Annotated in this window: 19 protein-coding genes; 8 read left to right on the top strand and 11 right to left on the bottom strand. The window is 69.5% G+C overall.

Translation table 11 applies throughout. The annotated features are described in order from the left end of the window. Positions 1 to 205: 205 nt before the first annotated feature. Positions 206 to 1,447, bottom strand: a complete 1,242-nt coding sequence (locus tag NS4_RS04695; RefSeq protein WP_063058203.1) for an oxygenase MpaB family protein — start codon at positions 1,445 to 1,447, stop codon at positions 206 to 208. Between the two features lie 670 nt (positions 1,448 to 2,117). On the opposite strand from NS4_RS04695, the gene NS4_RS04690 reads away from it, so the two are divergent. Continuing rightward, entirely contained in the window at positions 2,118 to 2,816 is a 699-nt protein-coding gene (locus NS4_RS04690) for a class I SAM-dependent methyltransferase (protein ID WP_063058202.1), read from the top strand. Between the two features lie 90 nt (positions 2,817 to 2,906). Here the strand turns inward: NS4_RS04690 and abmR are convergent, their stop codons facing one another. Both abmR and NS4_RS04680 read right to left on the bottom strand, forming a co-directional pair. Further along, positions 2,907 to 3,521: an ATP-binding transcription factor AbmR gene (gene abmR, locus NS4_RS04685; protein ID WP_063058201.1), complete on the bottom strand. Its 615-nt coding sequence runs from the start codon at positions 3,519 to 3,521 to the stop codon at positions 2,907 to 2,909. A gap of 50 nt (positions 3,522 to 3,571) precedes the next feature. Beyond that, complete coding sequence (locus tag NS4_RS04680) at positions 3,572 to 4,480, bottom strand: oxidoreductase (protein WP_063058410.1); 909 nt, start codon at positions 4,478 to 4,480, stop codon at positions 3,572 to 3,574. 83 nt (positions 4,481 to 4,563) lie between these two features. Here NS4_RS04680 and NS4_RS04675 point away from each other — a divergent pair, with 83 nt between their 5' ends. After that, positions 4,564 to 5,139 carry a TetR/AcrR family transcriptional regulator gene (locus NS4_RS04675; protein WP_157105882.1) on the top strand — a complete coding sequence of 192 codons (576 nt, stop codon included), beginning with the start codon at positions 4,564 to 4,566 and terminating at the stop codon, positions 5,137 to 5,139. 53 nt (positions 5,140 to 5,192) lie between these two features. On the opposite strand, the gene NS4_RS04670 is transcribed toward NS4_RS04675, so the two are convergent. Beyond that, complete coding sequence (locus NS4_RS04670; protein WP_063058199.1) at positions 5,193 to 5,699, bottom strand: carboxymuconolactone decarboxylase family protein; 507 nt, start codon at positions 5,697 to 5,699, stop codon at positions 5,193 to 5,195. A gap of 42 nt (positions 5,700 to 5,741) precedes the next feature. On the opposite strand from NS4_RS04670, the gene NS4_RS04665 reads away from it, so the two are divergent. Beyond that, positions 5,742 to 6,269, top strand: coding sequence for a MarR family winged helix-turn-helix transcriptional regulator (locus tag NS4_RS04665; RefSeq protein ID WP_218020302.1), 528 nt, complete (start codon positions 5,742 to 5,744; stop codon positions 6,267 to 6,269). Between the two features lie 105 nt (positions 6,270 to 6,374). On the opposite strand, the gene NS4_RS04660 is transcribed toward NS4_RS04665, so the two are convergent. Next, entirely contained in the window at positions 6,375 to 8,099 is a 1,725-nt protein-coding gene (locus NS4_RS04660) for an aldehyde dehydrogenase family protein (RefSeq protein ID WP_063058198.1), read from the bottom strand. A gap of 168 nt (positions 8,100 to 8,267) precedes the next feature. Between NS4_RS04660 and NS4_RS04655 the strand changes: the two genes are divergently transcribed. The 3 genes from NS4_RS04655 (at position 8,268) to NS4_RS04645 (ending at position 11,607) form a co-directional block, all read left to right on the top strand. Further along, complete coding sequence (locus NS4_RS04655; protein ID WP_063058197.1) at positions 8,268 to 9,491, top strand: PucR family transcriptional regulator; 1,224 nt, start codon at positions 8,268 to 8,270, stop codon at positions 9,489 to 9,491. A gap of 205 nt (positions 9,492 to 9,696) precedes the next feature. Next, positions 9,697 to 10,485 carry a crotonase/enoyl-CoA hydratase family protein gene (locus tag NS4_RS04650; protein ID WP_063058196.1) on the top strand — a complete coding sequence of 263 codons (789 nt, stop codon included), beginning with the start codon at positions 9,697 to 9,699 and terminating at the stop codon, positions 10,483 to 10,485. 204 nt (positions 10,486 to 10,689) lie between these two features. Further along, positions 10,690 to 11,607 carry a hypothetical protein gene (locus NS4_RS04645; protein ID WP_245665070.1) on the top strand — a complete coding sequence of 306 codons (918 nt, stop codon included), beginning with the start codon at positions 10,690 to 10,692 and terminating at the stop codon, positions 11,605 to 11,607. Between the two features lie 119 nt (positions 11,608 to 11,726). On the opposite strand, the gene NS4_RS04640 is transcribed toward NS4_RS04645, so the two are convergent. The 4 genes from NS4_RS04640 to NS4_RS04625 all read right to left on the bottom strand — a co-directional run bounded on the left by NS4_RS04640 (position 11,727) and on the right by NS4_RS04625 (position 15,705). Continuing rightward, positions 11,727 to 12,170, bottom strand: a complete 444-nt coding sequence (locus NS4_RS04640; protein ID WP_063058195.1) for an SgcJ/EcaC family oxidoreductase — start codon at positions 12,168 to 12,170, stop codon at positions 11,727 to 11,729. A gap of 100 nt (positions 12,171 to 12,270) precedes the next feature. Then, entirely contained in the window at positions 12,271 to 13,266 is a 996-nt protein-coding gene (locus NS4_RS04635) for a fused (3R)-hydroxyacyl-ACP dehydratase subunits HadA/HadB (RefSeq protein WP_245665068.1), read from the bottom strand. A gap of 186 nt (positions 13,267 to 13,452) precedes the next feature. Continuing rightward, complete coding sequence (locus tag NS4_RS04630) at positions 13,453 to 14,502, bottom strand: alpha/beta hydrolase (RefSeq protein ID WP_084486731.1); 1,050 nt, start codon at positions 14,500 to 14,502, stop codon at positions 13,453 to 13,455. An 870-nt stretch (positions 14,503 to 15,372) separates the two neighbouring features. After that, a complete protein-coding gene (locus NS4_RS04625) occupies positions 15,373 to 15,705 on the bottom strand; it encodes a histone-like nucleoid-structuring protein Lsr2 (protein ID WP_063058193.1) in 333 nt (110 codons plus the stop codon). 129 nt (positions 15,706 to 15,834) lie between these two features. On the opposite strand from NS4_RS04625, the gene NS4_RS04620 reads away from it, so the two are divergent. Continuing rightward, positions 15,835 to 16,803 (top strand): MsnO8 family LLM class oxidoreductase, encoded by a 969-nt coding sequence (locus NS4_RS04620; RefSeq protein ID WP_063058192.1) that lies wholly within the window; start codon positions 15,835 to 15,837, stop codon positions 16,801 to 16,803. A gap of 3 nt (positions 16,804 to 16,806) precedes the next feature. Here NS4_RS04620 and NS4_RS04615 read toward each other — a convergent pair whose 3' ends face one another. Both NS4_RS04615 and NS4_RS04610 read right to left on the bottom strand, forming a co-directional pair. Continuing rightward, complete coding sequence (locus NS4_RS04615) at positions 16,807 to 17,718, bottom strand: alpha/beta fold hydrolase (RefSeq protein ID WP_245665066.1); 912 nt, start codon at positions 17,716 to 17,718, stop codon at positions 16,807 to 16,809. Positions 17,719 to 17,971: 253 nt separating this feature from the next. Further along, on the bottom strand, positions 17,972 to 18,862 hold the full coding sequence (locus NS4_RS04610; RefSeq protein WP_063058191.1) for an alpha/beta fold hydrolase: 891 nt from the start codon (positions 18,860 to 18,862) through the stop codon (positions 17,972 to 17,974). Between the two features lie 167 nt (positions 18,863 to 19,029). Here NS4_RS04610 and NS4_RS04605 point away from each other — a divergent pair, with 167 nt between their 5' ends. Next, positions 19,030 to 19,941: an LLM class F420-dependent oxidoreductase gene (locus tag NS4_RS04605; RefSeq protein WP_063058190.1), complete on the top strand. Its 912-nt coding sequence runs from the start codon at positions 19,030 to 19,032 to the stop codon at positions 19,939 to 19,941. Positions 19,942 to 19,969 lie beyond the last annotated feature (28 nt).

Below are 19,969 nucleotides of genomic sequence, written 5' to 3'. Positions count from 1 at the left end.
GGGAGAACGTGATCTCGGAACTCCCGTGGGATGAGGCCGAGCAGGCGCGAGGTGGACGCCAGGGCGGCGCATGCGCCCCCCGGCCCGCACGGATACGGGCTGTGTGGACACCGCCCGCACGGATACCGGCTGCCTGTGCGGACGCCGACTGTGCCGAGACCGCCCGCATGGACACCGCCCGTGCGGGCTCGGCCGGGCCGCCGGGTCAGCGCGGCGGCCGGCTCATATCCCGGTTCATCATCGGGAGCTCGATACTGATCGGCATCCGGAGTTCGGCCAGATACCACAGGGCGAACTGGCGCAGGAACTCGTCGAACAGCCAGTACGCCTCCTGCGTCGGCGGGGCGACGGTGAGGATGCCTTCCCGGACCGCGATGAACGGGCCCCAGCTGAACCGCAGCAGCGGATCCCAGACCGGTTCGCGGGCGATGGCCAGTTCGTCGGCGATCTTGTCGCCGAGCAGGAAGCGCGTGAAGGAGCCGAGGACCCCTTTGCTCAGGATGGCGAGGTCGAGGTTCGTGCCCAGGCGCAGCAGCCGGTCGGCCAGTTTCACCCCCTCCGGGGTCGGCGCGATGATCAGATCCAGCACCTGCGCCGCCTGGGCCTCGGCCTGATCCCAGGAGTTCGGGATGTATTCGTCGCGGACGCCGAGCAGATGCGCGGCGACTTGCCAGGAATGCAGGAACGCATCCGATTCGTGGACGGGAATCGGCACCTTCCAGGCCGTGAGGTGCCGCATCACGGTGGTGGGCAGGCTGTGCCACGTGACCATGATGTCGTTCTGGCTGATCGGGATGTCCTCGTCGGCCGAGTGCACCCAGTGCGGCGACTGGGGCAGCAGATGCCGCACCGCGGCATGGACCAGACGCGTTTTGACGCAGGTGACGACCATCTGCCCGTCCGGGCCGTAGGCGTTGCCGCTGCCGATGTCGTAGCCGAGTTTGGCGGTCTTGGAGATACGGTCCTTGAGGTCGTGGCCACCCTTGGAGTAATAGACCGCCCGCGCCTCCTTGGGGATGACCGTGCTCATCATGCCGCTGGCGAGGCCGTACAACACGCCGAGGTAGAGACCGCGCTTCTTGTTGAATTCGACGGCGGTGGCCAATTTGCCGGGATCGGTCCACTGAGGGAGCTGCCGCGCGTATTCCATGAAGTCCCGTAGATCCGGGGGTAGACCGTCGGGTAGCGGCTGACCGTTGCGGGTCCAGGTGCGCAGTAGATCGTTGACGGCGGGTATCGCGCCGCGATCGAGCAGTGAGGCGACCAGTTCGTCGGCTTCGGGATCCCAGACGCCCAGCGGATCGACCCCGGCACCGCTGCCCGCCACCGACCCCTGGGGCGACCATGTCCACGGTTGCGCTCGGGCCGGGGTCGCGATGGCGAGGGCGCCGAACGCGCCCAGCACCCCGCCCGCTTTCAACGCATCCCGCCTGTTGAATCGGTCCATGTCGCCACTCCTCGTCGAGTTCGAGCATTGCGGTGGCGCAGATGCGTCACCGGGTTGATATGGGAAGAATACGCAGTAACTTAACAGCTGTACAGGTGTCTTGTTGGCCGATTCGGTGATTTGCGTGGGCTCGTGCTGTCTACGGCCATTGGCGCGATGTAACGACCGCGGGTGTCCTTCATCCTGCGTATATGTCGTGGATCGCTCTGGCGCGCGGAGTCGGAGCATGCTCGATCGGGGCCGTGCGAACGGACTGCCGACGCTTGTATCGACGTGAGAATTGCCAATAACCGCAGGTCACTGACTCAGACGGATGGTCCCGGATGTAGTTTTCCTCTCGGTTATGCGCTGTCCGGCGAACGGACAGAGATGAATCCGGTGGCGATTTCCCTGATCATGCCGAGGTCGGGGGGGCTCTTCTTGTCCGCGCGGCCGCTACACAACCGGCCCAGTCGGTTCTTGCGCAGCCGGGGGCGCGCTGTGCTGTACGGATCGTCTTCGGGCCCGCGGCACGGGTCGTCGTGGCCTCGCGAGGGCCCGGCGGCTGCCACGGTGCCGCGCGTCATCGGGCGTCGGCACGGGCCGGCCGTGCGCGGGCGCTCGGCCGGACCGCCGAGTTTCGCGGCGCGGTCACATGTACATGCGCCGGATCGGCTGCTAGTCGTGGGGTATGACCACACCGGGTGATTTCGAATTCGAATCCGTCTATCGCGGTACCGGTCCGTTCGGACCGGATGTCGCGCCGCCGTGGAGTATCGGGGAACCCCAGCCGGAACTCGCCGCGCTCATCGACCAGGGCAAGTTCCATGGCGAGGTACTCGACGCCGGGTGCGGTGAAGGTGCCATCTCGCTGTATCTGGCCGAGCGCGGTTTCACGACCGTCGGCCTGGACCTCGCGCCGACCGCGATCGAATCGGCTCGGGCCGCAGCCGCACGGCGCGGCCTGGAGACCGCCACCTTCGAGGTCGCCGATATCACCTCGTTCACCGGGTATGACGGCCGCTTCGGCACCGTGGTCGACAGCACGCTGTTCCATTCGATTCCGATCGCGTCGCGGGAGGGCTATCTGCGGTCGATCGCGCGGGCCGCCGCTCCGGGTGCGGCCTATTTCGCGCTGGTGTTCGACCGGGCCGGATTCCCCGAACTTCCCGAGGCGGGACCCGCGCCGGTCACCGCCGGCGAACTCCGCGACGCGGTGTCGAAATACTGGGTAATCGATGAGATCGCTCCGGCGCGGATCCATGCGAATCTGCCGGAGCGGCTCGATTCCCCGGCCGGCGAACCACTGCTGCGGTTCGAGGACCTGCGCGACGAACCGAACGGCCGCAAATCGGTTCCGGCGTGGCTGCTCTCGGCGCATCTGGGCTGAGCGGCCGGTATCGCACGCGTGGGCGATCCGGTGGCGCCGTGCCCGGCGCCACCGGATGTGGCGCCGGAACGGGGCCGGCCGGGTTGTGGCTCAGAGCCCCTGCGGGCCCTCCGAACGGAGGTCCTCGACCTTGCGCATCGCGGTGCGTAGTTCTTCCAGCCAGCTCTGCGTGTGCTCGCCCGCCAGTTTCACCGTCCAGGCCAGCGCGTCGGCCCGGGAACGTGCGACGCCCGCGTCGACGAGCGTATCGAGGACCTTGCGTTCCGGCTGGCGCAGACGTGTCATCACCGGCACCGCCAGGTGGGTGAACAGAATCCGCTGACCGTCGACCGACACACCCCAGGCCACACTGCGGCCGTAGCGCTGCTGGGCTTCGTCGGCGATCTGCATCCGCGCGGCCCGGGTGGTCTCCCGGAAACGCGCCACGGCCCCCTGTTTCGTCGCCTCCGGAACCGCGCGGGTGGTCTCGTCCCCGCCGGCCGTCGAATCCGCCGCGGGCTTCTCGTCCGGGTCGGTGCCGGGGAGCGGGAGTTCGCCGATCACCACGATCTCGTCCCGGTCTATCTCGATGTCGGGATTTCCGGTGAACCAGTCGCCGGGCAGCCGTCCCGCGAACCAGTCCGCCGCGTCCGCCGCGTCCGGTAGATCGGCCTGCTGCCAGCCGCCGGGCCGGCCGAACCCGCGCCCCCGATGTCCATGTCTCATGGTGCACCTTCTCAGCTACGACGATTACTTGATTACAAGATTACGCCGTTTCAGCTGCCGGTGGTTCCGCTCACAGCGAACCGCACCCCGGTCAGTTCTTCGGAGGCCGACCAGAGCCTTTCCTGTCGGCGGCGGTCGTGTGAAAGGGCACTGGACCGCACATGATCCGGATAGCCGCGGATCTCGAAGAGCCCAGCGGGGCCGTAGTAGTCGCCGTTGGCGGCCAGCGGATCAGTGGCCGCGCGCAGCGTCGGCAGCGCGCCCATGGCAGGGGTCCGGCCGAAGAGGCGGGCGATGGCGAGGTTCGGCAGCCGGAACGCGGCGGGGGAATAGCGGAACACCTCGGTGCTCGCACCGCCCGGGTGGGCGGCGAGAGCGCTCGCCCGAGTGCCGGTGAAGCGCCGGGTCAATTCGTAGGTGAACAGCAGGTTCGCCAATTTCGATTTGCCGTATGCGTTTCCGCCCGGCGCGGCCGGGTGGGCGGGGTCGATCCGGCCGAATCGGTGGCCGATACTGCTGACGGTCACCACGCGCGCGGCCGGCGCCGCGACGAGGCGCTCGAACAGCAGTCCGGTCAGCGCGAAATGGCCGAGGTGGTTGATGCCGAACTGCGGCTCGAAGCCGTCCGCGGTCACGCCGGTCAGGCCGGTCACGCCCGCATTGTTGATCAGCAGGTCGAGGTGGTCGTAGCGGTCACCGATCAGCCCCGCCGCCGTGCGGACCGATCCGAGTGACGCCAGATCGAGTGGCACGGTATCGATCCGGGCGTCCGGTGTTTTCGCCGCGATCCGGCCGGCGGCCGCGGCGGCGCGGCCGGTATCGCGGCAGGCCAGGACGACGGTGGCGCCGTGCTCGGCCAATGCGCGGGCGGTTTCGAATCCGAGCCCGGTATTGGCTCCGGTGACTACGGCGGTCCGGCCCCTCAGATCGGGGATATCGGCTTCGGTCCACATGGTCAGGGCTCCTCCTAAGATGAACGAGTCGTTCACAATAAAGTGAACCAGGCGTTCATGTTTTCGGCAAGGTGGAGGAGTTGGTGCCGATGGCCGGCAAGGGTAGGCGCGCAGATGCGCTGCGTAATCGCGAGGCGATCATCGCGGCGACGCGGGCGCTGGTGGTCGAGCGCGGGCCCGGGATCGGTATGGACGAGATCGCCGCCGCCGCGGGAATCGCGGTGGGCACCCTCTATCGGCACTTCCCGGCCAAGAAGGATCTGATCGAAGGCGCGGTGGCCGACCTCGCCGAGACGATCGCCCGATCACTGGATGCGGCGCTGCTGCGGGTCGAGACCGGCGCCGGACCTGCCATCGACGAGCTGCTGGCCCTACTGCGGAGCGTGGTGCTCGAGATGAAGCAGGAGCGGCTGTTCCGGTTCGCGGTGGCCGCGCTGGCCGAGGACGCCCTCGGGGAAGTCAGGGACCGGGGCCGTATCGCGGTGGACCGGCTGGTCGCGGCGGCGCACCGGGAGGGTTCGCTCTACCCCGATATCACCACTGATGATGTGATCCTGCTGCTGGCCACCGCGCCCGCCGATACGATTCCGGAAGCGGATCAGCTCCGATGGCTCGCCCTGGCCCGGCGAGCGCTCACTCCGGTCCCCCCGCCGGAGGCCGGGTGATCGACGGTGCGAGCCCCTCCCGGCGGTGCTCGGCACCGCCGGGGGGCTGCCGGTCATGCGGCGCGTACGAGACGATTGGCCAGTGTCGACATCGTGTAGGTGCCGATTCCGAAGACGACTTCCAACGCGTTGCGTTCGGTGTACCCCTGCGCCAGGAGTGCGGCAACGGCTTCCTCTTCCACGCCGCCCGCGGTCGCGAGGACCTCGAGGGTGAATATCCGGATCACCTCGAGGCGTGCGTCGGGAAGGGGCGCGGCCGTGCGCAGGGCGGTGACGATCTCCGGTGCCACGCCGAGTTTGCGGAGTTTGCCGGTGTGCATGGCGATACACACATGGCAGTCGTTACGTACGGCGACGGTCATGATGACGACCTCCCGTGCCGGCGGATCCAGGGTGCAGCGTTCGAAACTGGCGCTCATGGCCAGAAATCCGTTGAGTAGCTCGGGTGATCCGGCCAGCCGGCGGACTGCGTCGGGAATCGTGCCGGTAGGGCTCTGGACTGCCCGCATCGCCGACCGGGCGGCGTGCGGAGCGGTCTCCAGGGTGTGGGCGGTGAACATCTCTCTCCTAAGGTGGACAACATGGTTGACGATAATGAGGAGATGGTAAACCAGGTTGACGGTTATGCCAAGGGTTCCACGGACGGCGCGGAAGTAGAGGGTGCGCCGCGCGCCGGTTACGAGCTCGCGCTCCTACTGTTCGCCGGGTTCCGGACGCTGATCGACGAATTGCACGCCGAACTGGCGCGACAGGGACATCCGGAAATGCGGCCTGCCCATGGTTTCGCCATGCAGGCGATCGGTGCCGACGGGGCCTCGGCCAGCGATATCGGCCGTCGTCTGGGGATTTCCAAACAGGCCGCCGGCAAAACAGTGGACCGTCTGGTCGCTCTCGGGTACGCCGAACGGGCGGATGATCCGGCCGATACCCGGCGGCGCGTCGTCCGCCTCACCACGCGGGGTTTCGACGCGCTGGCCCGCTCGGCCGCGATCTTCCAGCAATTGCGCGGGAACTGGGCGCGTGAGCGCGGAGAGGAACGAATCCGGGCCATGGAGGACGATCTCCGTGCCCTGGCGCCGCCGGTGGCGTTCCGGCTCGACGCCGCCGGGTGGCTGGGTCGGCTGGCCTGACCGGCTGCCCGAGTGCGGCACAGTCCGAGCGTGCCCGGAACAGCGCCGGTCACGTGCGGCGACCCGTGTCGCGACTCGTCCTCGACACAGGTCGCTCGGGTGTGATCAACCGCGTAGCGCGGAGGCGAAGATCGCAGGCAGGCGCGACCAGCGCGACCAGCGCGGATCGGCAGCGAAGTCGGTCAGCAGTCGCCCGGTCCGCGCGGCGGTCCGGTTGGAGACGAACCACGGCGGCTTCGGGGTGAGCGCCCACTCGCCGTGCAGCACCGACCGCGGCGCGGGCCGGAACGGACCCCGCACGACGGTGCGCTCGATCCCGTCGATCAGCCAGGCGTTGTGCACCACACCGATCCCGCTCTGCACGTCGTCGAGCGTATGGCCCGGGTAGGCGCCCCAGCTCGCGGTGGGAGTCAGATAACCGACCGCGGTCCACGCGTTCACGGCGACGGTGCCGTACCGCAGCCGCTCGATCATCTGGTCGAATTCCGTACCGAGCGCGTCGACGGTGTCCGGATGCGCCACGATGTTCACACCGAGGGTGCCGGTGAACTTGTCGTTGGCGGTATCCACCGCGGCGCGGGCGAAGGCGACCCCGCTCCCGGGCAGCTCCACGATGCCGAGGACAGGTGCGAAGTATTCCGAGGTGAACAGCGCTTCGTCGGTGTCCGGATCCAGCCCGGCCACCAGTAGTCGCTCGCCCCGGCGGCCGAGCGGGCGAGCGTCGGGATAGCCGGCCCGCGCCGAGGCGACCCGGTGGTCGCTACCCGGGTAGTAGGCGTGGCGGTTCGGTGCCCGATCGACGGCCGCGGTGAGGGCCGCCAGGAAGGCGTCCTTCTGGGGCCAGTCCGCGGATAGGATCACCGCCTGCGTGGCCACACAGTTGTAGCCGCCGTTGTGCAGGCGCTGGGTAGCGATGTGCTCGGCCTGGAATTCCAGGTCGGCGGTACTCCATTCGCCGGGCAGCACGATCGTCGGGGACACTCCGCCGAGCTCGCTGGTGATGGGTTTGTCCAGCAGCGGGGTGCCGGCCTTCTTCCGTTGCGCGGCCTGCGGGCCCGTGCCCCATACGATGGCGTCGTGCGTCGCGGCGCTGCCGGTCATGTGGACATGCGCGACCCGCTCGTGTGCCACCAGTTGCCCGCCGACCTCGGGGCCGCCGGTGAGCATCCGCACCACTCCGAGCTCGATCAGCGGCGCGAAGATCTTCTCGAACACCGGCAGCAGCGGATCGGTGACCGGGTTCAGCTTCAGGGCCACCACGCGGTTGTGCGCGATGAGTTCGTAGATGGTGTCCAGCGGCGCGATCGAGGTGATGTTCCCCGCGCCCAGCACCGCGCCGATCCCGTGGGTGCGGGCGGGATCGAGCTGGGCGAGGCCCGCGCCGGCGCGGGCGGTGGCCGCGTCGACGCCCCGCTGCAACCACACCTCGGCCCGGAAACCGCTGAGCAGAAGTTCGTCGTAGAGCCCCGCGGGGAGCGCGCGCACGGTCACCCGGCCGCCGGCGGTGCCGAATGTCGCGTTCGCGAGCGGGCTCACGCCGCGCTCCAGCGATTCGAGGGTCTGTGACACCGCGGTGAGGCTCGTCGCGAAGACATAGGGTCCCGAGAGCCATTCCTCGCCCACCAGCGGGGACGCGGGCTCGAGACCTTTGATCCGGATCGCGGCCTCGACCCATTCGCGGGCATGTTGCCCCGTGAGCGTGCGCATCCGCTCGAGGAGAGCCCGCCGGCCGGCCAGCGGCAGCCGGGACCATTTCTGCTCGCCGGCGGCGAGTTCGGCGAGGACGGTATCGATGACCGTTTCGGCCGCGACGGTCTGTTCTGGCTGCACGTGGGCACACTCCGTAGCTGAGATCCGGTGATCCGAGTACTGATCAGTGTGGCTGTGCCGGTGCCCGAAGGAAATGTGTCGGCGTTGCGTGATTCGGTGCTCGGTTTTGTGCACGGGCACAAAATAGGCGTGGTGTGGGTCACGGCCGTGTGACTAGACTGTTCCAGTATGAGCACGCCCGCGCCCTCGGCGGCGCCGCTGGCCGCCGCACTCGCCGATTCCGTCGAGGCGCTGACCGATGTCCTGGTCGGCCGGATCGCGGCGGCCGACCCGTCGTACGGGGAGTCCGGGTTGCTGACCGCGGATCAGCTGTACCGCACCTGCCTGGAAAATTTGACCGCGGTCATCGAGGCGCTTTCCGGAACCGGCCCGTTGCGGCTGCAACCGGCCCGCGACGCGGGGCGCCTCAAGGCCGAACAGGGGATTCCGGTCGCGAGCCTGTTGCACGCCTACCGGCTGGGTGGCCGGCTCATCTGGGAGGAACTGACCAACTGGTCGGCCGGCCCGGGGGACGCTCGGCTGCACGAGCTGGCGACGCGGCTGTGGGAGCTCGTCGACCTGTACTCCGACGCGGCTGTGGAGTCCTACCGGGAAACCGAAGTACTGCTTGCGCATACCGACGCCCAGCTCCAGAGCCGGCTGGTTCGTACCCTGTTCGACGACCATTCCGGCAACCCCGCCCGCGTCCTCGAAGTCCTGCGCATCCTCGGATTCCCGGAACCTGGTGCGTACGCGGTGGTCGCCATCGATACCGAGCCCACCGCGCCGCTGCCGGGCAGGCTCACCGCGGCGCTGCGTGATATCGGCATACGGTCGGTCTGGGATGCCCAGATCGATGCATATATCGGGTTGCTGTCCGCAACCTCCCCGGAAGCGCTCGACCGCGCCACGGCCACGGTCTCGGCGTGCGTCACCGACCGGGTGGGTGTCAGCGCCGCCTTCACGACACCGCATGTCATCACTGCGGCGCTGGCCGAGGCACGGCTGGCGTCCCGGTCGGTGCGGCCGGGTTCGCCGGCCACGGTCCGCTTCGGCGACGAACCGGTCGCCCATCTTCTCGTTGCCGTTCCCGAGGCCGGGCGGCGGGCGGCCGCGCAGATCCTCGGCCCGCTGCTCGATCTCCCGGTCGCCGAGCGGGACGAGCTGATCGGTGCGCTCGAATCCTGGTACCGATGCGGTGGATCGGCCGCGGCCGTCGCCGAAATCATGCACTGCCATCGCAATACGGTGCGCTATCGGCTGCGCAAGATTCGCGACCTCACCGGCCGCGACACCACCGACCCCCGCCAATCGGCGGAACTGTATCTGGCGCTGGAGGCATTCGGCCTGCTCGGCACCGAGTCCACCGGCGGCCGGGTCCCTTCCCCGGGATACGGCACCGCTGTGCGATGACCGTGCGTCTCCGGGCCGGACGTTGCGTGTCACAGATAGCGCCGAACTCCATCGACATCCGCGGGACCGCGCCGGACGTGTTCGATCACCGGATCGCGCCTGCGGGCGGGATTCGGAGACCGGAGGGGTCCGATCGGTGCGGATCGGCCCGAGAGTGCGCCGGAGGCCATAGGCTCGGGCGGTGACCGCGAACGAAGGGACAGCTATGACCGGCGCACCTGTGCGAATCGAACGGAACGGGCCGGTGTACACCGTCGTCCTGTCCCGGCCGCAGGCCCGCAACGCGGTCGACGGACCCACCGGTACCGCCCTCTACGACGCGTTCACCGCCTTCGAGAACGACGATTCGGCGGCGGTGGCGGTGCTGTGGGGTGAGGGCGGGAACTTCTGTGCCGGTGCCGATCTCAAAGCCGTCGGGACCGACCGGGCCAATCCGCTGTCGGCGAAGGGCCGCGGGCCCATGGGGCCGACCCGCATGCGGCTGAGCAAACCGGTGATCGCCGCGGTCGCCGGTCATGCGGTGGCCGGTGGACTGGAACTGGCGATCTGGTGTGATCTGCGGGTGGCCGCCGAGGACGCGGTGTTCGGGGTCTTCTGCCGGCGGTGGGGAGTTCCGCTCATCGACGGCGGTACGGTGCGGCTGCCGCGGCTGATCGGTACCGGGCGGGCCATGGACATGGTGCTCACCGGCCGGCCCGTGGCCGCGGCCGAGGCGCACGCGATGGGTCTCGCCGACCGTGTCGTCCCGGTCGGCGAGGAACGGCAGGCCGCCGAAGCGCTCGCCGCCGAGATCGCGCGTTTCCCGCAGACCTGCCAGCGGCACGACCGGCTCTCGCTGCTGCAGCAGGAGGGGATGGACGAACAAGAGGCGATCGCCAACGAATGGGAGCACGGGGTCATCTCGCTGGCCGAAGCGGCCTCGGGTGTCGAGCGATTCGCCGCCGGGGCCGGGCGCGGCGGCTCGTTCACCGACCTCGGCGCTCCCTCCGCCTGAATGTCGCGCGGACTCCGCGAGCCGGTCCGGCGCCCCGCCGGTATGTCGTGCGACGGTCGCGCGCTCGTCCGGATGTCCCGGCGGTGGTCGAGACCCTGTGGTCACCGCAAACCGACCCGACCGGCGACAAATTCGAACCCATCCGAATCGATGCGCGGATCCGAATGTGAAACGACAGCATCTCTTTCAGGCGGAAGGTGATAGATGGGCACCGGCAAGCACAGAGCAGTCAGTCCGCGTCGAACCCGGATGGGGTCCATGGTGGTGGCGGGCGCCGTTCCCGTCGTCCTCACCCTGGTAGGGACCGGCAGCGCCGGTGCCGAACCGGATCACTACCGCACGGCCGATTCGCACGGGCACCTCGCCCCGGTCGCGAACGAGACGATCCCGGCCGATCCCACCGCCGGCACCGGAACGGCGGGGCAGGCGGACGGCTCCGCGCAGTGGCCCGGCGCCGAAGCGCCGAATGTTCGCCCATACCGGGGCGTCCGGATTCCCGACGACATCTTGTCCTCGCTGCAGTGGGCGCGGCCGGCCCCCCAGGCCGATTATCTGGCGCCGGTGGAAGCCCCGCACGCGCCTGTGCCCGTCGCGCCTGTGCCCCCGATCGCGCCCCCGCCCGGCGCCTTGCGTTTCGGCGATGTCCAGGTCGACTCCCCGGAATGGCTGCCCCGGGAGCAGGCCATCCAGATCAACGACGGCTCCGCGTCGGCCGAAGCCGAGCTGGCGACCTTCCTCGATTCGGTCGGTATGGAACGCACCCGCTCCGACCGGGTCGCCGGGCAGACCATCGGTGCCGCGGCGATCGGCGCGGCCGCCGGGGCGGCGTTCGCGAGCCCGTTCGCTCTCATCGGCGCGGGTGTGGGTGGTGCGATGGGGCTGGCGATCGGGGCGCCGTTCGCGCCGATCGGACTCGCCGCGGCACCGTTGGGCGCCGCCTACGGTTTCGCCCTCATGGCCGCGCCGCTCGCCGGGATCGGCGCGGGAATCGGGGCGGGTATCGGGGCGGCCGCGGCGCTGAGCGCGCCTCCCCGGGCGCTCGGTCCCGCGCCGGAAGCGCTCGCCCCGGCACCGGATTCGGGCCACCGGGAATCCGCCGGGGGCACACCGGTCGCCGGCTGAGCGGCGCGTCCGGCGAAGCCGATCCCGGCGAGCGGCCCACAGATACCCTGCGGGACCGCGCGTGCCGGGTTCTCGGCCTGGGGAGCGGCACCGTGCGATACCGCACGCCACCCGGTTCCTCAGCTTGCCGCGGGCACCGGTGTGTTGTGCCGGGCGGCCACCCACCAGCGTCCGTTCTCCGCAACCAGGACATAGAGCGCGACCATCGCCGGATCCCGGTCGAGGAGGACGCCGTCGGCGGTGCGCGCGCGGGCGGCCTTGTGGGCGATCGCGATATCGGGGCGGAGGAAGACGATATCGGTGAGCTCGTAAACGACGTACTCGTCCTTCAGGAACCCGGACAGTCCGAGACGTGCGGCCTCGAGCAGTGCCTCGCGGCCGGTGATCACCGTGCCCACGGCATTCCCGGCGGAGGCATTGGCGAGGAAGCCGCTGACCATCAGCTCGGCGTCGTTGGTGTTGTAACCGGTTTCGACATCCTTGATCAGCTGTTCGATCGCCGCGATATCGGCTGTGTGGTCGGTCCCGGAATCCGCCACGGTGGGTGCTTCGTTCGTGCTCATGGCACCATCCTCGAACCTGAACTCAACTCGAGGTCAAATCGCCCCGCCGGGGTGGTCGCGCGCCGTCGCAATATTCGACGCGACGGCCGCCGGACCCGTCTCAGCGGAGCCGGACCACCGCGGTCGCGCGTCCGAAGATCCGGCGGCCGCCGTGCCGGGCGGTGAGCGCGACGGTCGCCGTCCGCCGCACCGGATCCACCGCCTTCACCCGGCCGGAGTATTCGACCTCGGCCCCCTCCTCGGTGACGTGCACCGGGCTGGTCAGGCGCACCGCGTATTCCACGACCGCACCCGGATCGCCGAGCCAGGAGGTGACGAATCCGGCGCCGATGCCGATGGTCAGCATGCCGTGGGCGACGGGGGAGTCCAGCTCCGCCAGCCCGGCGACCTCGCCGCTCCAATGGATCGGATTCGGATCGCCGGACACGCCGGCGTAGTTCACCAGATCGCCCGCGGTGAGCCGCACGGTCCGAGGCGGCAGTTCGGTACCGACGGCGACGGTTTCGAACGCTCGGGTATAGCGGCTCACCGGTGCGGACGGTATCGCGTCGCCGGCCGGCTCCTCCCACCGGTCACCGGTCACCGGCGGCGGTGCGGGCCGCGTACTTTCCGCATCGCCCGGCCGGAAACCGTGCATGAGAACCTTCGCGCCGACATCGGCGAGGTTCGACTCGACGCCGGTCCGGCCCACGATGCTGGTGTGCGAGACGAGCACCGGTTCGTCGTGACGGTCGGTGACCAACGTCCGGAATCCCATCAGATCGCCGCCGAAGGCCCGGCGCAACGATTCCAGGCGCACCTCGAAGAACAGCGCATCGGTGTGGCGGATCGGCCGGTAGTAGCGGACCACCTGATCGGTCTGCATGATCTGGCTCAGGTCGTAGCCGGTCATGACAGAGGCGAACATCTCCGATTGGGCGAGGAACCCCGGCACCGAGAAGAACGTCAGCGGTGCGATGAGACCGCCGTATCCGTAGTCCGCGCCGGCGTCCTCGGACCAGTGGACCGGGTGATGATCCTGTACCGCGCGGGCGAATTCACGGATCTTCTCCCGGCCGACCACGTAGTGGTCGCGGGCGCGGTACCGATATCCCACCGGCACACCCGGCCCCGGTGCGGAAGGGGATTCCCGACTTTCGCGAACGGCCGTATCGTCAGCACTCACGACCGCTCACCCTACCGATTCTCCCGGTGTCCGCAGGGTTCGCGAGCGGGTGCTGCCGGACCCGGGAGGGTGCGGATCGTGCGCTCGGGGAGATGATTTCGAGTACCGACATCGCCGTCAGCCGATATGCGCGGAGAGATCGGGAAGCATGCGCAGGGCTTGATCGGCCCAGTTGTTCCACGCGTGGATACCGTAGGCGGGGAAGTCGTAGTGCACATTCCGGGCGCCCAGGGTCGCCATCCTGATCTGGAAGGCGCGCGTGTTCACCAGCGCCAGCGCCTCGAGGCCCATCCCGTTCACCGTGGTGATGCTCGGACTGTCGGTCGCGGTGGGTAGGCCGCTCGCCGCCGAGACCCATAGCCGGGTGTTGTTCGCGACGAGCCGGGGCGCGGCCACGAACGGGTCGATCCGCAGCCATTTCGGATCCCAGGGCGCGGCCATCGAGTCCACGTTGTAGCCGCCGGCATCGATCATGGCCACCCGGATCGCCTCCCGCATCCCGGGCGCGGAGATGTTCAGATAGCCGGAGTACGACCCGGCGAAGCTGAACTGGCCGGGGTGGTCGCCGGCCAGGGTCAGGGCGGCACTGCCGCCCATCGACAGGCCGAACACACCGTTGCGCTGGGTCGCGAAGCCCAGCCGGTCCCGCAGGGCGGCGGGCAGTTCGCGGGTCAGGAAGGTTTCCCATTTATAGGTGTAGGACTTGCCGGGGCCGCCGGACAGGGCCTGCAACCCGCCGGAGCCCGACGACGACCCGGCGCCCGATCCGGCGGCCGAACCCGAGCCGGGTGTTACACCGAGGAAGGAACTCGGCGAATTCCAGTCGGTATAGAAACTGGACTGCCCGCCGACCGGCATCACCACGTTGATATTCCATTTGGTGAATTCCCGGGCGATATCGGTATCGATCTCCCAGCCACTGAGGTCTTCGCGGGCGCGCATCCCGTCCAGTGCGTAGACCACCCGCGAGGTATTGCCGTCGGCGGCGCGGAACACGCGCGATTTGATCGGGCCCATACTCGAGTCGACCCAGAAATCGGCTCCGGCGGGATCGAAGGCGGCCCGGGCGGGTGCGGTGCTACCGCCGATCAGGAAGAGGGTTTGGGCGAGGACCGCGAACGCGGCGGTGATCAGCCAGAGGGCGGCGCGGCGGTTCGGGGCGTCCATCGGCGCCGGAGACAATCGGGTTCGCATCGCGGAGCAGGGCCTTTCGTCCGGGTGAGCACAGGGTCGAGGTGACCGGCCGGTGCCGGTCACACGGATCCCGACCGGTGCCGAACAGCGCGCGGCCCCCGCCACGGTCTCGGCATACCGATGGGTCCGTCGTCGACGGAGACCGGTCCGTTACCGATCTGTGATCTGATTCGCGTCGGGGTGGGCTCCGGTATCACCGACGGAGGCCCCGCTGCGATGGCCGGTACGGACCGGGTTGCTCCGCTATTCGCCCAGGTACGGATGTCTTCGATCGGTGCCATCACGCGGTCGGGCGTACCGGTTGCGGGCAGAAGTGCGCCCGGCGGGAGTTCGCGCCACCATGAGCCGGCTGTTGTACTCCTGCCTGGACCCGCCCGCGCGGGCACGGGGCACTACACCCGCGAATCCCGCGCGGGCGAGGGGATGATCAGCTCCTCTGTCGGCACTCGCACTTTCTGCGCCGGGAACAGTAGAAGTCGGAGGCCGGTCGGCGGGAGACGGCCATGGCCGACAGGGGCCAGAGCAAAGCGGGGCCGCGTGACCACGGATAACCGCCCCCCGGAATCCGACGCAGCGAGATCGGCGCACGAGAAGTGGGGGCGAGCTGGCCTGCACATCAGCCGCTCACTCGGCGTCGACCTGCGCACTCCGGGCAGGCTCGGGGTAGTGTCCGTGCGCGGTGGTGCCGACCGGATCGATCCACTCGTGCTACTGCCGGCCGGTCGATCACGCGGGGCCGTGCCGGGCCGCCCGCAGCCTCCCGCGCTCAGCGAAGAGTGCACGCCGATTCCGGCAGAGCCGTAATGATTCCGCAGCGCGGCAATTCGCCCGAGGGGCGACGGGTTACGGGTTGGCTTTCTGATATGCCTCGGCGATCTCCGCCGAGATCCGGCCCCGGCTGGACACTTCGAGCCCGTTCTTGCGGGCCCACTCGCGGATCGTCTGGGTCCGGGCATTGTTGCCCGCGGCCTGCGGCCGCTGTTTACCCTTCGCCCGGCCGCCGACCCGGCGCGCGTGCGCTGTCCAGAAACCGATTGTGTCGCGCAGCTTTCCGGCATTGCCCGCCGACAGGTCGATCTCGTACGTGACACCGTCCAGAGCGAGCGTGACAGTTTCCTCGGCGATGGAAGTTCCGTCGTAGTCGTCGACCAGCTCGACGATCACCTTGCGCGCCATGCAGTCCTCCGAACAATGGGCAAACTATCCGGACAATGGTAGCCATAGCGGCCTGCCCGCCCGGAACCCGGCAGCGGAGTCCGCTGCGGCGAACCGGAAGACCAGGGACGAGTCCGGTGTTCCACAGGTGTGGAACTGTCGTTGCTGGATCGGTCGCGGACCCGGGTGGGAGAACCCGAATCGGCCGCGTTGTCCCATACCGTCGACCGGGCTGTGGCGGCCGAGAAGTCGGGATATCGGCGCTTCTGGGTGGCCGAGCACCACGCGGTGCCCGGGATCGCCTCCGGGTCGCCGCCGGTCCTGCTGGCGGCGCTGGGTTCCCGCACCACGACGATCCGGATCGGGTCCGGCGGGGTGATGCTGCCGCATCATCAGCCACTGGTGGTGGCGGAGCAGTTCCTCATGCTGGATGCGCTCTTCCCGGGGCGGATAGATCTGGGCCTGGGCCGCTCGCCGGCATTCACCGCTCCCGTGCGCCGGGCCATGCGGCAGGACGAGAGCGCACCCGACCGGTTCGCGACCGATCTGCACGAGCTGCGCGACTATCTCGACGGCACCGGACCGGTCACCGCGCGTCCGGTGAGCGATCGGACGATCCCCATGTTCGTTCTGGCCACCGGGCGGGGACTGACGGTGGCCGCGCGGCTGGGGCTGCCGGTGGTGCTCGGCGGGCCTCTGCTGGACAGCCCGGATCTGGACGCGGCCCTGGCCGGTTACCGGCGGGAATTCCGGCCGAGCCCGCGGGCCCGGCAGCCGCACGTGACCCTCGCGCTGGAGGTCACCGTCGCCGAAACCGACGAGCAGGCACGCGCACTTGTACTACCGGAGGCCTGGGCGATGGCGCGGTCCCGGTCCACCGGCGTATTCCCGCCCTTGGAGCCGGTCGGTGGCATCGCGTCGTGGACCGGACAGACGAGGCGTCGCGTCGAGGCGGTGGTGCGGCGTGCGATCGCGGGCACACCGCAGACGGTGCGGCGCCGGCTCGAGCAGCTCACCGACCGGACAGGCGCCGAGGAACTGCTGGCGACCACCTCCACCTACGATCGCGCCGCGCTGGCCGCCTCCGATGCCGCACTGGCGCGGATCGTCGCCGGTTGAGCGTCATGTCCGGTCGGGAGCCGCTCGGTCTCCAATGAGACGCCGGATCTCCTCGACCACCAGTTCGGGTTCGGTGATGGGGACATAGTGGCCTGACGCCGGCGCGAGCACATGGCGCCCGGCGGGCGATACCGCGGCCCGGTGGGCGTGGGCGGCATTGGCCGCGGCGCGGATCCGGGTGGTCATTCCGTCACCGGCCCGGCCGCCGGAGATCACCGTGACCGGGATGGCGCCGAGCTCGGGTGGCTCGTCGCGCCAGGTGGCGAGGTCGTCGAGGAAGGTCCGGGCCTGGACCGACTGTGTGCGGACATTCCCCGGGGCGAACGCCTCTCGTTCCATATCGCGCCGGACATCCGGGGGCACCGTGTCGAGCATCGAGCGGTACATCAGCCTGAGCATCCCGAGCCGCGCGAGGACACCGTGCACCACCAGAGTCATGCGCTCCACCCGGCGGATCGCCGCGCTGAACAACAGGTCGGCCGCCTCATCGGTGGGGTCGACCAGGACGAGTCCGCTGATCCGTGCCGGGAGGCGGGATGCGGCGAGCCGGGCGATGACACCACCGGCACTGTGCCCCACCAGAATGAACGGGCCGGGTCCGAAGTGATCGAGTACATCCACCAGATCGCCGGCGACCCGATCCAGGGCACGGCCGGCGGGGTCGGCCGGGCTGCGGCCCAACCCGGCCCGGTCATAGACCACGGCCCGGGCGAAGCGGCCGACCGCGGGCTGCACGAGACCCCAGGACGAGCGGGTCGCCGCGGCGCCCGCTTCGAAGACGACAGTGGGCGCTTCCGTTCCCGGCGGACCGGGCAGGACCATGGCGTACAGCCACCGGCCCTCCCGTGTGGTGATTCGCTCCGGCACCCCCTGGGTGTGCTGATCGGGGTCGGAAACGAAATCCGTCTCGGGCAATTCGGGGGCACCTCATCGATTCGGCACCGCGGGCCGTGCGACCCGGAGCGGCGGACAGCGGAGTCGGGAGCGCCGGTAAGGCGCGGAGGCGACGCTATCATTCGCGGGCGGGCGATCGGGCAACTTCTTCGGCGCCGCCCGCCCGCCACCGCGCCGCGCAACGGTTGCGGCGCAAGCATTTCGACCGGTCGATCCCGCCTGCGTGGAGATGCCCGGCTGCGCCTGCGGGACCTTTCCGGGCACAGAGCCCGGGCTACCCTACGCGAGACGCGAGGAACTCGCGGAAGGCGCGTAGGGTCTCGGTCGGCGCCTCGAGCTGCGGGTAGTGCCCCACCTCGGGCAGTTCCACCACATCGGGCTCGGCGACCAGCTGGCGGTACCGGCGCACCATACGCGCGCCCGACACCGGGTCGCGCAGGCCGTCGATCAGCCGGACCGGCACCTGCGGGCGGATCAGCGCGCCGACCCAGCGCTGCCGGTGGGCGCGCCGCTCGGCCATATAGCCCATGAGTTTGTGGCCGTTGCGCTTCCCGTGCTTACTGCACCACAGCATCCAGAACTGGTGCATCTGCTCCTCGTCCGGCCGCGACTCGGCGGCGAACACCGCGCCCAGGCTGTGGGCGAAGGTCTTCTCGTTACCGAACCGGCCGACCAGGGGTCCCAGCGGGCTCGCGAGCAGGTTCTGGATGGGCCGGGGCCGATGGGCCTCGGGGAAAAGGCCGCCGTTGAGCAGGCAGACCGATTCGATCACCAGGGACCGGTCGCCGGCCGCCCGGCGTTCGGCGTCGCGGGCCAGCATTTCCTGGGCCACCGTATCGCCGTAGTCGTGGGCCAGGATGTGGAATCCCTGCACACCTTGTTCCCGCAGCAGCTGTTCGGCCAGATCGGCCTGGTCGGCGATTGTGTAGTCATAGTGTTGTGGTTTGGCCGACCAGCCGAAACCGATCAGATCCGGGGCGAGAACCCGCTCGAACTGCTCGCACAACTCCGGCCACACGGCGTGCCAGTCCCAGGAGGCGGTGGGAAAACCGTGTAGGCACAGTAGGGTCCCGGACGATCCGGTACCGCCCGCGCGCCAGAAGATCTGGTGTCCGCGATGGGTGAAACGCGCTCCGCTCGACCGCCAACTCGCAAACTCGTCCATTCTCCCAGCATGCCCCGCTGCGGGGCGCCGGTCGAGTATGTCGCGGGCGCGTCGGCGCGACGTCGTGACGTGCGGAATCCGCAGGGCGCGGAGGTAGGCTCGACGGCCGGAGGAGTCGCAGGCTCTGTCCGGAGATCCGACCCGACCACTCGACGAGGAGGCACACCGTGCGTATCGGCATTCTGCTCAGTGAACGGTCCGGAGCCGACGCGCTGCGCCTGCTCGCCGACGATCTCGGCCGGGTCGCCGAGGAGGGGTTCACCTCGGCCTGGCTCTCGCATATCTTCGGCGTCGACGCGCTCACCGCGCTCGCGGTCGCCGGTAGTCAGGTGCCCGATATCGAACTCGGTACCGCGGTGGTGCCCACCTACCCGCGCCATCCCGGTGCGCTGGCCCAGCAGGCGCGGACCACGGCGCTCGCGGTGGGCCCGGACCGGCTCACCCTGGGTATCGGCCTATCGCACCAGGTGGTCGTCGAGAACATGTACGGGTACGGGTTCGAGCGGCCGGCTCGTCATATGCGCGAGTATCTCGCCGTGCTGGGACCGCTACTGGAACGGCGGCCGGTGTCGTACAAGGGGGAAACGCTGAGCGGCAATCTGGAACTCGGGATTCCGGACGAGGGCCGGATTCCGGTACTGCTCGCCGCTCTCGGTACCCAGATGCTGCGGCTGGCGGGCCGTCGTGCCGACGGCACCGTGCTGTGGATGACCGGCCCGGCCACCATTCGCGACCATATCGCGCCGACGATCGGCGCCGCCGCCGCCGAAGCGGACCGGCCGCCGGCCCGTATCGTCTGCTCGCTTCCCGTGCTGGTGACCGATGATGTCGACAGCGCCCGCGAACGAGCGGCCACCACCTTCGCGGCCTACGGCACCCTGCCGTCGTATCGGGCGATGATGGACCGCGAAGGGGCGGCCGGACCCGCGGATCTGGCGATCATCGGATCCGAGAAGCAGGTCGCGGCCCGTATACGCGACGTCTTCGACGCGGGAGCCACCGAATTCGTCGCCTCCGTCTTCGCCGGCGGAGCGGAGGCGCGCCGCACCCGCGCACTGCTGTCGGAACTGACGGGCTGACCGCGTCTACGCTCTCCCCGGCCCGGTG

The sequence above is a fragment of the Nocardia sienata NBRC 100364 genome, from assembly GCF_001613205.1.
Lineage (GTDB): Bacteria > Actinomycetota > Actinomycetes > Mycobacteriales > Mycobacteriaceae > Nocardia > Nocardia sienata.
The sequence above is the reverse complement of the archived record's forward strand: the minus strand, read 5'-3'. Positions and strand labels throughout refer to the sequence as shown.

Bases quoted from the DNA above. Each gene is read 5' to 3' on its own strand.
- NS4_RS04695 (WP_063058203.1), bottom strand. From the start codon at position 1,447: ATGGACCGATTCAACAGGCGGGATGCGTTGAAAGCGGGCGGGGTGCTG.
- NS4_RS04690 (WP_063058202.1), top strand. From the start codon at position 2,118: ATGACCACACCGGGTGATTTCGAATTCGAATCCGTCTATCGCGGTACC.
- abmR (WP_063058201.1), bottom strand. From the start codon at position 3,521: ATGAGACATGGACATCGGGGGCGCGGGTTCGGCCGGCCCGGCGGCTGG.
- NS4_RS04675 (WP_157105882.1), top strand. From the start codon at position 4,564: ATGGCCGGCAAGGGTAGGCGCGCAGATGCGCTGCGTAATCGCGAGGCG.
- NS4_RS04670 (WP_063058199.1), bottom strand. From the start codon at position 5,699: ATGTTCACCGCCCACACCCTGGAGACCGCTCCGCACGCCGCCCGGTCG.
- NS4_RS04665 (WP_218020302.1), top strand. From the start codon at position 5,742: ATGGTAAACCAGGTTGACGGTTATGCCAAGGGTTCCACGGACGGCGCG.
- NS4_RS04655 (WP_063058197.1), top strand. From the start codon at position 8,268: ATGAGCACGCCCGCGCCCTCGGCGGCGCCGCTGGCCGCCGCACTCGCC.
- NS4_RS04650 (WP_063058196.1), top strand. From the start codon at position 9,697: ATGACCGGCGCACCTGTGCGAATCGAACGGAACGGGCCGGTGTACACC.
- NS4_RS04645 (WP_245665070.1), top strand. From the start codon at position 10,690: ATGGGCACCGGCAAGCACAGAGCAGTCAGTCCGCGTCGAACCCGGATG.
- NS4_RS04640 (WP_063058195.1), bottom strand. From the start codon at position 12,170: ATGAGCACGAACGAAGCACCCACCGTGGCGGATTCCGGGACCGACCAC.
- NS4_RS04630 (WP_084486731.1), bottom strand. From the start codon at position 14,502: ATGGACGCCCCGAACCGCCGCGCCGCCCTCTGGCTGATCACCGCCGCG.
- NS4_RS04625 (WP_063058193.1), bottom strand. From the start codon at position 15,705: ATGGCGCGCAAGGTGATCGTCGAGCTGGTCGACGACTACGACGGAACT.
- NS4_RS04610 (WP_063058191.1), bottom strand. From the start codon at position 18,862: ATGGACGAGTTTGCGAGTTGGCGGTCGAGCGGAGCGCGTTTCACCCAT.